This window comes from Hyphomicrobium sp. LHD-15 (assembly GCF_031157355.1).
Taxonomy (GTDB): domain Bacteria; phylum Pseudomonadota; class Alphaproteobacteria; order Rhizobiales; family Hyphomicrobiaceae; genus Hyphomicrobium_C.
In genome coordinates, this window is the sequence record NZ_JAVIFT010000004.1 from 62,403 (window position 1) to 75,928 (window position 13,526).

Below are 13,526 nucleotides of genomic sequence, written 5' to 3' on the forward strand. Positions count from 1 at the left end.
GAACTATTCGCGAATGGGAGCGAACCCCACTCAAGCCGCTCACCGATACTGTTTCGCGAGCGATGGATCTCCTTAAGCAACAGGAAACAGAGCGTGTTGAGGAGTTCAGGCAGAGTTTCGGCGAGTTTTTCGACCAACGAATAGAGGCATCGGAATCTGGCTCAATTTCTGGGCAAGATATTTACAACCAGTACAAACTGTGGCTCGGCCAAGATCGCGACCCATTCGAATTCGCGCGATACTATCGCCTAGCCTTTGGTGGCTTCAGGTTTGGCTCTAAATTTCAAGGTATCGCGTGGAAGCCAATCCGCGCAGCAACCCCTGAGATACCCGACCAAGTCGTCGGTGTACGCTTTGAACAGGAAGTCGACGGGCGGCTATCTTTGGCCCGTGGTGCTCCCCTTACAGAACAGGAGCGAGGTAGACTTTCCGGACTCCATGAAATGATGCGCGAAGCCGCGGAGGATCTTTTTGAGAGTGTAAGATCCTCCAACGGGTACACAACACTGCGGCGCCCAACAGAGCGCTATTTGAAGGTCCTGCAGCACCCGACATCGGAGCTGAGGGACGGAGACATCGAGGTGCTGTACGCATGCGGCCTTTCACTGCAAGCTGCGAGAGAAACACTCGCGCGAGAAATTGATCGAGGCGATGCACCTTCAGAGGATATTCGCATTGCATCACCTCTCCAACAGCTCTTAGGCCTACACGGACCGTTCTTGCAATCCACCAAGCGTGGGATTGAACTCTACGATCAAACCGATAGAGATCGACGAACCCATGCAGATGAGATGGAGCTGAAAAATAAGCAATCCGCCCTGAACAAGCTTTTGGCGGAAGCGCCAAGTCTTATTTCTCCCGTTGCACAGCAGACCATAGAAGCAGTGACTTCGACAATGGCCATTGGCTCTCAGGAGCATCGGTCAAACGTCACTGGCCGAAATGCTATTCGCAATCTTTGGAGCGCTGTTGCCCGCTTGGCCGCTTCACCGCGTATGCATGTAAATGCTGCTGGAACGGCGGCAGGTGCAGTGGCAGGGAAAATGCTGTTGGCATCAAACACAGGTATCGCGGTGGTGGCCGGAGGCGCTGCGACTGTGGACGCCATCGTTGGAACGGGCGGTCAGGCGGTCGCTGCTGCACAAGCCTTTGTGCTGCAGAATGGAATTCTCATAAAGGCTCTGGCGGATGCTGGCGGACCCAGCTTTGGCTGGATCAAACCGTTTGTGGATTGGTTGAAGCATCACGCTCAACGCTTCGGCCATGAGCAGTAGATCGGTAAGCCCAAACGCTTCAGAATGGGTGCGCTAACGACATGGCGAGTGCGTGGACGGCCGCTGTCATCGCGGAGCGATGCTCCGCATCAGCAAACGGCCACTCGTTGAGGCCTGGATCCTAGGCACAAGGCCTAGGATGACAGTGAGAGGCCGGGGCGACTTCTCTTAGACGTGACTGGATCCCGGCCTACGCCGGGATGACAATGTGGGAATGATCGTGCATCCAACTCGCGTGGGGGATCGCTGCGTCCACGCCGGAATGACGATGTGGGGACGATCACGCACCCAACTCGCGTACGGGATCGCTGCGTCCGAGCGCCCGTCCTGCCTAGAACAGCTTGTTGAGGCTGCGCTGGAGGGACTTAAAGCCCTTCGAGACGGACTTGGCGAGATTGGGCTGCTTCTTGTACTTGCGCGCGGTGCGGCGACGCTCAGGAGGCGAAGCACGCTCGCGCGGCGCAACAGCAGCGCCGGCAGCGGCCGTCCCCGCAGCGGCAAGAGCCCCCGTCTCGCCCGCACCAAGCCCTGAAGTTTCAGTATCGCGCTCGGTCGACGCGGTCTGTACCGACGCCATCGGGTTCGGCGCGCGCTGAGCCTCGGCAGAGTAGCCCAGATCCTCGGCGCGCGGCGGCGACGCTTCGGGAGTTTCCTGCGCCACGTCCGTGACGCGTGCCTCGCGCCTTTCGTCAGGGCGGCGGTCGTCGATGCTCGCGACTTCCGCACGGCGCTCATCGGCCTTTACCGGCGCGCCTGCCGCACACGTCGTCGTATTATGCGTTTCGAGCAGCACCAGCAAAACCGGATCGGCGCGATCGACGGGCAGGCGGGCATTCACGCGATCGGTGAATGTGCCCATGCCGCGGCGGGTCTGCGCGTTCCAGATGCCGTTGACCGGTCCGTCGTAGCAGCCGGCACGCTTCAGTTGGCGCTGGACGGCGCGCGTCACGTTCAGCTCGTCGTTGAAGCGCGTTTCGGAGAGAGCGGGCTCGCTCGGCGCGGTTGGACGCGAAGCCGGCATCGGCGCGGGCGCCGTCGGCGTCATCGCGACGGGCGTAAACACCGGGCCGGTCACGACGACAGCATCGGCCGGCACCTCTTGCGAGCCGGGCCAGGCGACATAAGCAACCGTCAGCAGGGCAAGAGCAGCGCCGCCCGCAGCGGCAACCGCGCCAACGCTCGATGAGATATTGGCTGAAAGAAACTGCCGAAGGGCCTCAAGATCAAAACGCATCACCACTACCCCACCAAGCCGGAGAGCCTGCCGTTCACACGCAGCTCTCGCTCAACGCTTTCCGCCCATCCCCGGTTCATCCCGCACACATCGGGGACGCTAGCACACTTCGGAGACAGGTGGCAGGCCGAGAGGTAGAGAAGCCACAGCGGATGTGCGAGGCGCGCAAGCAGCGGTTCAATCATTGATGCAGTGGAAGACACGCGTGAGCGCGGCGTTGGCTTTTGAAAACGCGCGACGCGCCCGAAGTCGGGCGCGTCAGTTTTGCGGCTTCAAGAAACGTCCGGCGACCCAGCCTTGGCGGCCGTTGTACTCGATGCGGCACCATTCGAGCTTGGCGTTCTTGCGCTCGTCCTCGGTCATTTCCATCCAGCGGTCGAGGCTCGGCTGCGGCTTCATGCACCCGAGGCCTTTGAGCCCGCGCGCCTTCGGCGGGATGTCCGAGAGGATCTTGCTGTCGCCGTGCGGGACGTCGCGCATGTGCAGCTTGTCGTCGGCTGCGACGCCGGTCACGGAAAAATACTGCGGCTGATCTTCCGCGCTCGCGGCGCCAGCGAAAATGCTCGCCGAAATGCAAACCATCAGCGCGACCGTGGCCGGGCCGGCTTTGTGCGGATTTTTCATCGGTCCCCCAGGCTCTCGTTTCTCGATCTCACCCCTTTTCCGATGGCCGCCCCCCAGCCATGTTGGAAACTAGGCACGCAAAATTGGCCAACCCTATGACCAACCTCAAGGACTAAGGGCAATGTCTATTCATCATTAGCGGCATAAGCGGCGAGGCCCTACCGGCGATCCCGGATCTTGGGGCGGGCGTCGCGCGTTCCTATCTGAGCAAGACACGACAGACGCTCGCTCTCTCGAACATGCTCTAGGAGATGACCCCATGGCCTTCGACGATGTGAAAGCGGAAATTGGGCTTCTGCTCACGCGGATGCAAAACGAGCCGGAAGACGCGCACGAGCTTTACCTTCAGCTCACAGAACGGCTCAACGAGCTCAAGGCTTACGGTCTGCCGATTCCCGACGACCTGAAGGCGCTCGAAGCGGCGCTCGCGGCGGATTTCGATGAAGAACGGGGGCCGGCGCCCGGCTAGCGAGTCCTGAGGTGCGGCGCGGAACCACATCGGGCGCGGCCCGACGACCAGCTATCCGAATTTGATCTGCCGGGCCCATAGATCGCAGTAGAGCCAGGGCGGCCAACTCAGCGTGCCCTTTTCAGGGGTGCGCAAAGATCGAGGCTTCGAGGGTTCGTGCATGACCTATGACACCGACAACGAGGAGCAGCCTCACTCGGGGGCGTTGTTGCGGCTCGCAACCCTCGTCATCGGCAGTGTCGAGATCATCCTTTTCGTGCTGTTCGTCCACCTCATGCTGCAATCAAGCGATCCCCTCGGGTCCGAGATCGGCGAGGGCATGACGGCGGTGATCGCCGTGCCTTTGATCCTGTTCACGCTGCCGGGACTGCTGCTCGCCTGGCTCAATCGTGCCCCTCGGGTCGCGCATACTTTGGTGCTGCTCGCCCTGCCGGCCGCCGGAGTTGCATGGTCTTACGCATAAGGCGCGTCGCGGCGAGCCAAGCGTGCGAATTTTCTAATTGATATCATTCAATATTTTTCGATCTTGTCGCGATAAGCTGAGCTTTGCGTGCCGATAAAATTGCCTGATGTGCAGATCACGCACTTGCGATTTGCCGTTATCGAGGCCTGCGACTATATACCCATCAGAACTAGTTGGGCTGGCGGCCCGCTGGTCACCTGAACATTCCAAGGAGGAATACCATGAAGACCTGGATGAAGCCTTCGGTTCGCGAGCAGGAAGTCGGCCTCGAGGTTACCTCGTATCTGCCGGCTGAGATCGACCTCATCTAAGTCGATCGGCTTTTGTCGAATTCGGACGGCGGTCGCCAAAGCGGCCGCCGTCTTTATTTTGTGCATTTGAATCGCCGATCCGTCTTCACGATCTCGTGCTTTTCTGACGCCAACTCTAATCGTTTCCAATTATGGAATAGCCGGTTTCGCACTGGCTTTATCGCGCGCCTTCTTTGATGCGCGAGACGCCTCTGCCAGACGCGGGAGCAGAGCGCAGGAACTCGTCCGCCACGCACATCGCCTGCCCCTAGGTAGATGCTCCTCCGGCTTCCGGCTCGACGCCATCGGATGCGCAAATCATAGCGATTTTACTGATACAAATGCTGCATCGAGGCGCGCCTGCGATCGCCGCTTCGGCGAGACCCACACCGGCTTAAGCAACGTATCATTGCCTTTCCAAGGCTTCCGACGCCGTGCTATTTCGCTTTCGGCCGTTGAGGTTTTTGTGGGCTTTTCGAACCCCGAAAATGCTACACCGTAGCATCAGCCCCGCTGATAGAACGCAAATGAAAATACAATTGGTAATAGATGGGGCAGCTGCCTACTTATAGAGCGTGCGAAGCTTATTCGTTTCGCGCTCTTAAAAGGAGGAACTACCCATGAAGACTTGGATGAAGCCCTCGGTTCGCGAGCAGGAAGTTGGCCTCGAGGTCACCTCGTACCTGCCGGCCGAGATCGATATCATCTGATATCGTTCGACTTTCGGTCTTTAGCGCGGCGGCCGCTTCCAGCGGCCGTCGCGCTTCTTTTTTGCGCGTAGACCATATTTCGCAACCTGGACTAGCCAGGCGGGTACGGATCGGCAACACTCCGGTCTCCACCCCCTAGGATCTTGTCATACCGTGATAATTCGAGACGCTTTCCCAAGCGATGAATCCTCTTGGCGCCAGCTTTGGGCCGGCTATCTCGCGTTCTACGAGTCTGACCTGGCCGAAGAGGTGACCGCCAAAACCTGGGAGCGGCTCATCCGGCGGCAGGACGGCTTCTATTGCCGCGTCGCCGAGACCAGCGGCAACGTGTGCGGCTTCAGCCTGTCAGTGCTGCATTCCGGGACCTGGACGGCCGATCCTATCTGCTACCTCGAGGATCTGTTCGTCGCGCCCGAGCATCGGGGCCGCGGGATCGGGGAGGCCCTGATCCGGGACCTCGTCGCGACCGCCAAGTCGAAGGGCTGGTCGCGCCTTTACTGGCATACGCAGGGGGCGAACGCCGCCGCGCGCAGCGTTTACGATCGCTTTACGCTGGCTGACGATTTCGTCCGCTATAGGCTCATTTTCTAGAGATCTCAGGATTAGCCTCCGCGGGACGGGCACGTCCGGCTTCGCTCCTCATCGAAGAGCGGGCGTGTGCTGTCGCGGCACGCCCGTGCCCCATCGAAGAGGCGAAGAATGACACGTCTGGAGAAAAGCCCCGAAGCCCGCCTCGCGTGGGTCGATGTCGCGAAGGGGCTCTGCATCGTGCTCGTGGTGCTGATGCACGCGACGCTCGGGGTCGAGAAAGCCACCGGCGCCGAAACCGGCCTGCACGGCTTCATCGAATGGGCGCGGCCGTTCCGCATGCCGGACTTCTTCCTGATCTCCGGCCTGTTCCTCGCCGCACGCATCGACCGTCCGTGGCGCAGCTACCTCGATACCAAGGTCGTGCACTTCGCCTATTTCTATGTGCTCTGGCTGACGATCCAGTTCGCGCTCAAGGCGCCGGGCATGGTGGCCGAGAGCGGTGCGGCGGCGACGCTCGCAGATTATCTCACGAGCTTCCTGGTGCCGTTCGGAACGCTGTGGTTCATCTATCTCTTGATGATCTATTTCGTCGTCGCCAAGCTTCTGGAGCCGGTGCCGAAGTGGATCGTGCTCGCGGTCGCGGCTGCGCTGCACGTGTTCGCGCCCGCGAGCGGCGTGTTCATCGTCGACGAGTTCTCGAACCGCTTCGTGTTCTTCTATTCGGGCTATGCGCTGGCGCCTGTCGTGCTTGCGTTCGTGGATCGGCTCAAGGACGTGCCCGCCATCCCGCTCGTGGCTGGGCTGACCGCGTGGGCCGGCTTCAACGCGCTCGGGGTCAATTCAGGCGTTGCGCTCACGCACGGCCCCGACCTGATCTTCTCCTATGTCGGCATTGCCGCGGTCATCGCCTTCAGCGTGCTCATCACGCATCGCGCGGCCGGAGACGTGCTCGCCTACTGCGGCCGGAACTCGATCGCGGTCTATCTCGCGTTCACCGTTTTCATGGGACCGGTCAGGATCGTCCTGCTCAAGCTTTCCGGCGGCGAGGCGGCGACGGCCATCGCGCTCGCATCGGCTGCGGCCGGCATCGTTGGCGCACTCGTCCTGCAATGGGCCGTCAAGGGAACGTGGGCTGGCTTCCTGTTCACGCGGCCGGCGCTGTTTCGCCTCAAGCCGCGGGGAGGAGAGGTCAGGGCATCGCCCCGGGTTCAGCCGACAGCGGCCTAACCTTCCTGCTCGGCCCTGCCGAGCAGGAACGCCGCCACAGAGCCGTTCCGATTTTGGTGGAATCGCGGAACGGCTCTAGGTTTCGTTTTCTCGTGCTTCTTATCGGAAAACCGGTTCCCACTTTTCCGGAAGCACTTTAAAGCGGCATCCCCGGCTCCTTCTTGGCCTCTTTCTCCAGGCGGTCGATGCGTTCCTTGAACTTCTTGACCATGCCCTCGACGTAATCGAACAGCTTGTCGACGTCCTTCTCGTTCGGCACCGGAAGATCGCCCGGCGGAGACGGAGGTGCGGCGTCCGCAACCGGGGGCTCGCCTTCCGGCGCCTTGGCTGCCGGACCGCCCAACGGGGCGTCGCGGAGTTGCCTCTCAGCTTCCAGCGCCCGCTTTTCTCCTTCCAGCTCCTCGACGCGCTTCTTCAGCGCGCTTTCGGTTTCGGGCATGGCCTTGCAGGTCCAGTCGCCGTCCTTGCCGGTGCAGAACGCCATGGCGCCGGTTTCGCGGTCGAGGCGGATGACGCCTCCTTCCGCCGGAGACATCGTGTAACGGCCTGGATCGTTGCCGGCGGCGACGGCGGGAAACGCCAGACCGACAGCAAGAGCGCCTGCGAGCCAGAGGCGGCCGTCGTTGCGGCCCAAACGAGATGAACTGCGCACGGATATTCTCCATCCTTTACAGGGCACACGCGCTCCTGACAGGCGCGCGGATCTGAGCTCAGAATAGCAGCGGATTGTGACCGCGTCCGCTTCGCGCGGCCTCGCCAAAAACGAATCAGTCGGGCCTTCCTGCCGCTTTCGTCGGAGAGCGCCAGCCTCCTCACGCGCGATTCAGGGCGGTTTTCCGGCCTCAGAGCAGCACTTAACCGAACATTTACTGGGGGCTGAGAGCCTTCAACAGTTCGGGTTTCTGGTTCGTGCCTCGTCTGACCCTTCCTACGCGCTTCAGCCCGGCATGACGGGGCGGCCCGGCCGCCTCTTTCACCCCCTTCGCGAGGGTGCGGCCGGTATGGGCGCCGCGCTGTGACCGTTGGGGACCGTAATGCTGCATTCAGACCAGGACAGATGGCCAACCGGGCAGGGCGCTTACGCCTTCGCCGGATCGGCCGGTTCGCGCAGCGACGCCATCCACGAGCTTGCGCGCGAGATCGAAGATACGCAGCGGCGCCAGGGCGAAACCATCGCGCAGATCGTCGAGCGGCTGCGCGCCCTCGACCTGCAAACTTCCGCCGAGCGCGACGCGGCTTCTGCCTCGTCCAAGGGCCAGGCGGGCGACGAGCCATGGGATGCCGCCAGCGCCGAAGCACTGATGCAGAACTACGAGGCGGACGCCGCCCGCGCCGCAAGCCGCCCAGCCGCGCGCCCTGTTCTTTCCTCAGGACCCGCCAATTCGAGCGCGCACCAGGACTGGCTCGGCCCCGGGTTTCTCGATGTCACGAAGCGGATCAAACGCACGCTGGCCGATCTCAAGCCCGGCAGCACCATTCGCGTGATCGAGGAGCGGCTCGAGCTGTTCCAGCAGCATATCAGTTCCATTCTCGACGACGTGGTGCGCCGCTCGGATCTCGAAGCGCTGAAGCTCATCGAGACCCACATCAATTATCTCGGCGACAAGCTGGACGAGCTAGACCGGCACGTTTCGCGCCTCGACGGCATCGAGGCAGACGTCCACAGCGTGATGGACCAGGTCTCGGACGAGCGGATTGGCAAGCTGCTCGAGTACGACAGCCGCTTTGCGCACGATCTCGAAGCGCTGGCTATGAAGGCCGCGGAAGAAATGCATTCCCGCCTCACGCAGGATGACGCACGCGCCGAGGCCGACACGAAGCGCCACGAGGAGCTGCGCGCGCTGATCGAAAGCTCGATCATGAACCAGCGCAAGGCGGAAACCGAAGCGGCGACGCTGATGACCGGCCTCTCAGGACGCGTCAACGCCCAGTCTGACCGCTACGACGAGCTCAAAGGTCTGCTCGAATCCGCGATCACCGAGCAGCGCCAGAACGAACAGACGGCGTTCGGCATGCTCGATACGCTGCAGCAGGCCATGGTGCGAATCCTCGATCGCATGGACGCCATCGAGCAGCAGCAAGAGCTGCAGCCGCGCCCGTGGCCGGCCGAGCAGGATCAGGCTGCGGAAGCGGAGCTGTTCGTTCCGCAAGACGCCGACCGGGACACCAACGCGGATGTTTCCTTCGAGAACGCGCGCGCCCATGCCGAGGTGGTGGCGCCGGAGAATTTCCACGACTACGGCTCCGTCGAGATGGCATCCCCGCCTCCGTTACCCTCGGCGTTGTCGGCCGATCCCGCCCTGGATGCGCCAGCCGCCCAGGACGACGACAACTCGCCAGTCGACCGGCTGCGCCGCGACTTCGTCGCCGACGCCCGCCGCGCCAAGATGAAGGCCGCCGCGAACCGCGCGGAAGCCATCGCCGACACCTCCGACATCACGCCGCGCATGATCATCGAGAGCGTACGCTCGCCGATGGCTGCGCCTCAGCCGCGCCCGAGCGCCGCCAGCGGGCGCCTGTTCGGCTCCTCGTCGAAGCTGCTCGCCGGCGTGCTCGCGCTGATCATCGCCATCAACGGCGGCATCCTGCTGATCAATCGCAAGAACGCCTCGCAGACGGCGGCACCGACGATCACCATTCAGCCGGCCGCCTCGGCAGATCCGAATGCGGCACACGATGCGCCGCCGCCCGGCCCGCGATCGGCGCTCGACATGGACGAGAACAGCTTTGCGGAGTTCGTTCCGGCCGCCCCCAAGGCGCCCGAAAAGGAGGGTGCCGCAAACGGCGGCGCCGGCCTGCCGCTCGGATACATGGACGACGTGCTCGATCCGCCGGTCGTCGAGACGCTGGGCGAGACGTCCCCGGCCAGCACGCCCGGCGGCGTGACGATCGCAAAGCCTGCCGGATCGATTCCCGACGACGTGGTGGCCGACATCTACCAGCAGCAGATACTCGCGAGCCTTTCCGGAAAGCTCGGAACGGCCGCCGCAGGACACTCGCCCGACGCGTTGCTTCCCGAGAAGAGCGGGCGCATCGATGCCGCCTTCACGCCGCCGGATGCGGCCGCCGAAGCCGGTGATCGCTCGGCGCGCTCGAGTGCGCTCGATCTGCCGCCCGCGACCGTCGGCCCGCTCTCGCTGCGTCTCGCGGCCGCCAATGGCGATGCCTCGGCTGAATTCGAAGTCGCCGCTCGTCTCGCGGAAGGCAAGGGCACGAAGCAGAACTTCGCGGATGCGCTTCGCTGGTATCAGCGGTCGGCTGCCAAGGGCTTCGCACAGGCGCAGTACAGGCTCGGCACGCTCTACGAGCGCGGCCTTGGCGTCTCGCAGGATCTCGGCCGGGCGCGCGTCTGGTACAGCCGGGCCGCCGAGCAGGGCAACGTGAAGTCCATGCACAATCTCGCGGTGCTCGCGGCAGGCGGCGACAACGGCGAACCCGACTATGCCACCGCGCTCACGTGGTTCAGCAAGGCTGCCGAGCACGGTCTTGCCGACAGCCAATATAATCTCGGCGTGCTTCTCGAGAACGGGCTCGGCGTCAAGGTCGATCGCGTGGCCGCCTACAAGTGGTATGCGCTCGCGGCACAGAACGGTGACATGGACGCACTGGCAAGGCGCGATGCGCTCAAGGGCGCGCTGGCCGCCGGAGATCTCAAGGACGGCGAAAACCAGGTTGCCGCTTTCAAGGCGCAACCGCTCATTCCGCTGGCCAACGATGCCCGCGCCGCTGGCGAGGACTGGAAGAAGCGCGTCAATAACGACACGAACGGCTAGAATTCGCACGCGTCCCGGCGCACGCGCTCATCTTTGCCGGGAAATGCGCGCCCTGCGCGGGCCAGCTTCGGCGAAGCGGCACTGGTACTCCCGGCAAAGGTTCAATACGATAAAACTTGCGAGGGCCACATTCGCCCTCGCGCCGCTCTCGCTCCCGGGCCGTGCACGACGTTCGTAATCGACGACGCCCACGGGACGGGAGGCGGCACCGAGGCCCGCCCCGCGCGACACCGGCACAAAATACTCTCCGCATGCACATCTACCTGCCGATCGCCGAGATGTCCGTCAATGTGCTGTTGTTTCTCGGCATGGGCGCGGCCGTGGGCTTCCTGTCGGGCCTGTTCGGCGTCGGCGGCGGCTTCCTGATGACGCCGCTCCTGATCTTTTCGGGCATCCCCTCAGCCGTGGCCGTCGGCACCGGCGCGGCGCAAGTGGTGGCTTCGTCGGTTTCCGGCGCGATGGCGCAATACCGACGGAACAATGTCGACATCAAACTCGGCGCCGTGCTGCTGATCGGCGGCATCGTCGGATCGGTCATCGGCGTCAAGATGGTGCGCATCTTGAACCTCGCCGGACAGTTCGACCTGTTCATCGCGCTCGCCTATGTGACGTTCCTCGGCGTCATCGGCACGCTGATGCTGATTGAGAGCATCCACGCGATCCAACGCACGCGCAGCGGCACCTCGCGCGCGCTCCGCCAGTCGGGCCAGCACAACTGGATCCATAGGCTGCCGCTCAAGATGCGGTTTCACCGCTCGAAGCTCTATATCAGCGCAATTCCGCCGCTGATGATCGGCGCCTTCGTCGGGTTTCTCGGCGCCATCATGGGCGCGGGCGGCGGTTTCATCATGGTGCCGGCCATGATCTATCTCCTGCGTGTGCCGACCAACGTGGTGGTCGGCACCTCGCTGTTCCAGACGGTGTTCGTTTCGGCGGTGACCACCGTCATGCAGGCCTCGGAAAACTACAGCGTCGACGTGGTGCTCGGCCTCATCCTGATCGTCAGCGGCGTGATCGGCGCGCAGTACGGCGCCGCGGCCGGCGCGCGGCTCAAGGGCGAGCAACTGCGCCTGCTGCTGGCGGCGCTCGTGCTGTTGGTCTGCTTCCGGATCGGCTGGGATCTCGTCGTGACGCCGTCCGAGCTGTTCAGCATCTCGAAAACGTTCGGGGTGCCGTGATGAAGCGCGTGCGTTCCCTCACCTTCCGTCGGCCTCTGGCATGCCTGATTGGGGCGGGCCTCATGGCTGCGCTATGGGCCGGATTGCCGGCAAGCGATGCGGTCGCTCAGGGAACGGGGAAGGCAGAAACCGGCGGCCAGGCCCAACCGGGCAAAGCAAGCCCCACACCATCGGACTGGCGGGACCCGCTTCGCAAGTTCGCCCAGCGCAAGAAGAAAGACGAGCGGCTGCCGGCGAAAGCCGATCAACAGCCCAAAGAGGTGGTCGAAGCCGACGTTTCGACGCGGACGATCGCCGTCACGTCGGCATTCACCGGCACCGAGATCGTCGTGTTCGGATCGGTGGTCAACAGCCGCCAGCCGAGCGCGGAGGCGGGATACTACGATGTCATCGTCGTGCTCGAAGGCATGCCGACTCCCTTGCTCGCTCGGCGCAAATCAAACGTCGCCGGGCTCTGGGTGAATACGGAAAGCGTCGCGTACGAAAGCGCGCCCAGCTATTACGCCATCGCCTCGACGCGTCCGATCGAGGAGATCGCCGACGAACCGCTGCTGCAAAGACATGCCATTGGCCTCGACTTCGCGCGCTTGGCGCCAGCCGCGCAATCCGTGCTCGAGATCGAACCGGCGGAACTCAAAACCTACAAGGATGCCGTGATCCGGCTGAAGCAGAAGGAAGGCGTCTTTATCAAAGCCGACTATGCCGTCATCTTCATCGGCAAGAGCCTGTTCCGAGCCGCGATCTCGCTGCCGGCGAACGTACCGGTCGGGCCGCTCACGGCGCGTGTCTACCTGTTCCGCGAGGGGGACCTTCTAAGCTCGTTCCAATCCCGGGTGCGGCTCGAACGCGAGGGTGTGGAGCTGTGGCTCTACCGGTTCGCGATGAAGCAACCGGTGCTCTACGGATTTTTCGCCGTGCTGCTGGCGGTGGTCGCGGGGCTGCTCGCGTCGGCGGCGTTCCGGCGCCGGGATACCGCTTAGTCCTCTTTGAGGAGGCGGGGAGCGATGGGATAAAGGCCTTCCTGGCCAAGCACGAACACCGACAAGCCGTCGTTGCCGAAGAGCGGCGCGAACGCCTCGTCGAGCACGTTCAATCCACCTGCGTAAGTGCCGAAAGCCGGCAGAACGAGACGGTTGCCGTTGCCGACGAAACACGGGCGGCGAATGACGTGGCCATGGAACGAGACGCGCGCGGCCGGATGCAGATGTCCGGCGATCTCGTGCGTGACGGGACTTGCCGTGGGCTCGTGGCGGAAGGTGATGTCGGAAACGGTGATCTCGCTGCGAACCTCTCCGCCGAAGCGCGCATCGATCACAGGATCATGGTTGCCGTTGAGCCAGAGCCAGTCGCGGTCTTCCTGCAGGATCGACAGCGTCCCGCGATCCTCGGCGGTCATGCGGTCGGCGGCGTTGCGGTCGTGGAAGCTGTCGCCCAGGCAGATGACGGTGGACGCCTGATAGGCATCGAGCGTGGCGGCGAGGCGTTCGAGGGTGGCGGCGGTATCATAGGGCGGCAGCAGGATGCCGCGCGATGCGAACGCCGAGCCCTTCTCGAGATGCAGATCGGCGACGATCAGCACATCCTCGGCCGGCCAATAGAGCGCGCCGGACACATCGGCCACGAAGGCGCGACCGGATATCGAGACCGGCTGCTGGCTGAATTCGCCGACGTCGAGGCGCTCGGGCTTCAGCTCAAGCAATGGCGCTGTGTTTCTCACGTCTCGTTTCCCCGCAGCAGTCCCACAAACACGCCC

The 13,526-nt window shown here is 63.2% G+C and carries 14 protein-coding genes; 10 read left to right on the forward strand and 4 right to left on the reverse strand.

The features are described 5' to 3' along the window. The first annotated feature begins 62 nt into the window (after positions 1–62). Complete coding sequence (locus RCO24_RS13795) at positions 63–1,274, forward strand: hypothetical protein (protein ID WP_308962879.1); 1,212 nt, start codon at positions 63–65, stop codon at positions 1,272–1,274. Between the two features lie 331 nt (positions 1,275–1,605). Here RCO24_RS13795 and RCO24_RS13800 read toward each other — a convergent pair whose 3' ends face one another. Then, positions 1,606–2,508 carry a hypothetical protein gene (locus RCO24_RS13800; RefSeq protein WP_308962880.1) on the reverse strand — a complete coding sequence of 301 codons (903 nt, stop codon included), beginning with the start codon at positions 2,506–2,508 and terminating at the stop codon, positions 1,606–1,608. A 258-nt stretch (positions 2,509–2,766) separates the two neighbouring features. Further along, positions 2,767–3,132 carry a hypothetical protein gene (locus RCO24_RS13805; RefSeq protein WP_308962881.1) on the reverse strand — a complete coding sequence of 122 codons (366 nt, stop codon included), beginning with the start codon at positions 3,130–3,132 and terminating at the stop codon, positions 2,767–2,769. Positions 3,133–3,391: 259 nt separating this feature from the next. On the opposite strand from RCO24_RS13805, the gene RCO24_RS13810 reads away from it, so the two are divergent. From RCO24_RS13810 to RCO24_RS13835, 6 genes are all read left to right on the forward strand, one after another. Beyond that, positions 3,392–3,601: a hypothetical protein gene (locus tag RCO24_RS13810; RefSeq protein WP_308962882.1), complete on the forward strand. Its 210-nt coding sequence runs from the start codon at positions 3,392–3,394 to the stop codon at positions 3,599–3,601. Between the two features lie 160 nt (positions 3,602–3,761). Further along, positions 3,762–4,064 (forward strand): hypothetical protein, encoded by a 303-nt coding sequence (locus RCO24_RS13815; protein WP_308962884.1) that lies wholly within the window; start codon positions 3,762–3,764, stop codon positions 4,062–4,064. 221 nt (positions 4,065–4,285) lie between these two features. Further along, positions 4,286–4,375, forward strand: a complete 90-nt coding sequence (pqqA, locus tag RCO24_RS13820; RefSeq protein ID WP_020086227.1) for a pyrroloquinoline quinone precursor peptide PqqA — start codon at positions 4,286–4,288, stop codon at positions 4,373–4,375. Positions 4,376–4,974: 599 nt separating this feature from the next. Then, on the forward strand, positions 4,975–5,064 hold the full coding sequence (pqqA, locus tag RCO24_RS13825) for a pyrroloquinoline quinone precursor peptide PqqA (protein ID WP_020087993.1): 90 nt from the start codon (positions 4,975–4,977) through the stop codon (positions 5,062–5,064). A 153-nt stretch (positions 5,065–5,217) separates the two neighbouring features. Further along, positions 5,218–5,655 carry a GNAT family N-acetyltransferase gene (locus RCO24_RS13830; protein WP_308962886.1) on the forward strand — a complete coding sequence of 146 codons (438 nt, stop codon included), beginning with the start codon at positions 5,218–5,220 and terminating at the stop codon, positions 5,653–5,655. A 108-nt stretch (positions 5,656–5,763) separates the two neighbouring features. Further along, positions 5,764–6,822: an acyltransferase family protein gene (locus tag RCO24_RS13835; protein WP_308962887.1), complete on the forward strand. Its 1,059-nt coding sequence runs from the start codon at positions 5,764–5,766 to the stop codon at positions 6,820–6,822. 136 nt (positions 6,823–6,958) lie between these two features. On the opposite strand, the gene RCO24_RS13840 is transcribed toward RCO24_RS13835, so the two are convergent. Next, a complete protein-coding gene (locus tag RCO24_RS13840; RefSeq protein WP_308962888.1) occupies positions 6,959–7,474 on the reverse strand; it encodes a hypothetical protein in 516 nt (171 codons plus the stop codon). 382 nt (positions 7,475–7,856) lie between these two features. Here RCO24_RS13840 and RCO24_RS13845 point away from each other — a divergent pair, with 382 nt between their 5' ends. From RCO24_RS13845 to RCO24_RS13855, 3 genes are all read left to right on the forward strand, one after another. Beyond that, positions 7,857–10,595: a tetratricopeptide repeat protein gene (locus tag RCO24_RS13845; RefSeq protein WP_308962890.1), complete on the forward strand. Its 2,739-nt coding sequence runs from the start codon at positions 7,857–7,859 to the stop codon at positions 10,593–10,595. A gap of 251 nt (positions 10,596–10,846) precedes the next feature. Then, positions 10,847–11,773 (forward strand): sulfite exporter TauE/SafE family protein, encoded by a 927-nt coding sequence (locus tag RCO24_RS13850; protein WP_308962892.1) that lies wholly within the window; start codon positions 10,847–10,849, stop codon positions 11,771–11,773. A gap of 62 nt (positions 11,774–11,835) precedes the next feature. Beyond that, positions 11,836–12,753, forward strand: a complete 918-nt coding sequence (locus RCO24_RS13855) for a TIGR02186 family protein (RefSeq protein WP_308962894.1) — start codon at positions 11,836–11,838, stop codon at positions 12,751–12,753. On the opposite strand, the gene pdeM is transcribed toward RCO24_RS13855, so the two are convergent. Continuing rightward, a complete protein-coding gene (pdeM, locus tag RCO24_RS13860; RefSeq protein ID WP_308962896.1) occupies positions 12,750–13,490 on the reverse strand; it encodes a ligase-associated DNA damage response endonuclease PdeM in 741 nt (246 codons plus the stop codon). The genes RCO24_RS13855 and pdeM overlap by 4 nt on opposite strands. Positions 13,491–13,526 lie beyond the last annotated feature (36 nt).

Coding starts and splice junctions, on each gene's coding strand:
- RCO24_RS13795 (WP_308962879.1), top strand. CDS start 63: ATGGATCTCCTTAAGCAACAGGAAACAGAGCGTGTTGAGGAGTTCAGG.
- RCO24_RS13800 (WP_308962880.1), bottom strand. CDS start 2,508: ATGCGTTTTGATCTTGAGGCCCTTCGGCAGTTTCTTTCAGCCAATATC.
- RCO24_RS13805 (WP_308962881.1), bottom strand. CDS start 3,132: ATGAAAAATCCGCACAAAGCCGGCCCGGCCACGGTCGCGCTGATGGTT.
- RCO24_RS13810 (WP_308962882.1), top strand. CDS start 3,392: ATGGCCTTCGACGATGTGAAAGCGGAAATTGGGCTTCTGCTCACGCGG.
- RCO24_RS13815 (WP_308962884.1), top strand. CDS start 3,762: ATGACCTATGACACCGACAACGAGGAGCAGCCTCACTCGGGGGCGTTG.
- pqqA (WP_020086227.1), top strand. CDS start 4,286: ATGAAGACCTGGATGAAGCCTTCGGTTCGCGAGCAGGAAGTCGGCCTC.
- pqqA (WP_020087993.1), top strand. CDS start 4,975: ATGAAGACTTGGATGAAGCCCTCGGTTCGCGAGCAGGAAGTTGGCCTC.
- RCO24_RS13835 (WP_308962887.1), top strand. CDS start 5,764: ATGACACGTCTGGAGAAAAGCCCCGAAGCCCGCCTCGCGTGGGTCGAT.
- RCO24_RS13845 (WP_308962890.1), top strand. CDS start 7,857: ATGCTGCATTCAGACCAGGACAGATGGCCAACCGGGCAGGGCGCTTAC.
- RCO24_RS13850 (WP_308962892.1), top strand. CDS start 10,847: ATGCACATCTACCTGCCGATCGCCGAGATGTCCGTCAATGTGCTGTTG.
- RCO24_RS13855 (WP_308962894.1), top strand. CDS start 11,836: ATGGCTGCGCTATGGGCCGGATTGCCGGCAAGCGATGCGGTCGCTCAG.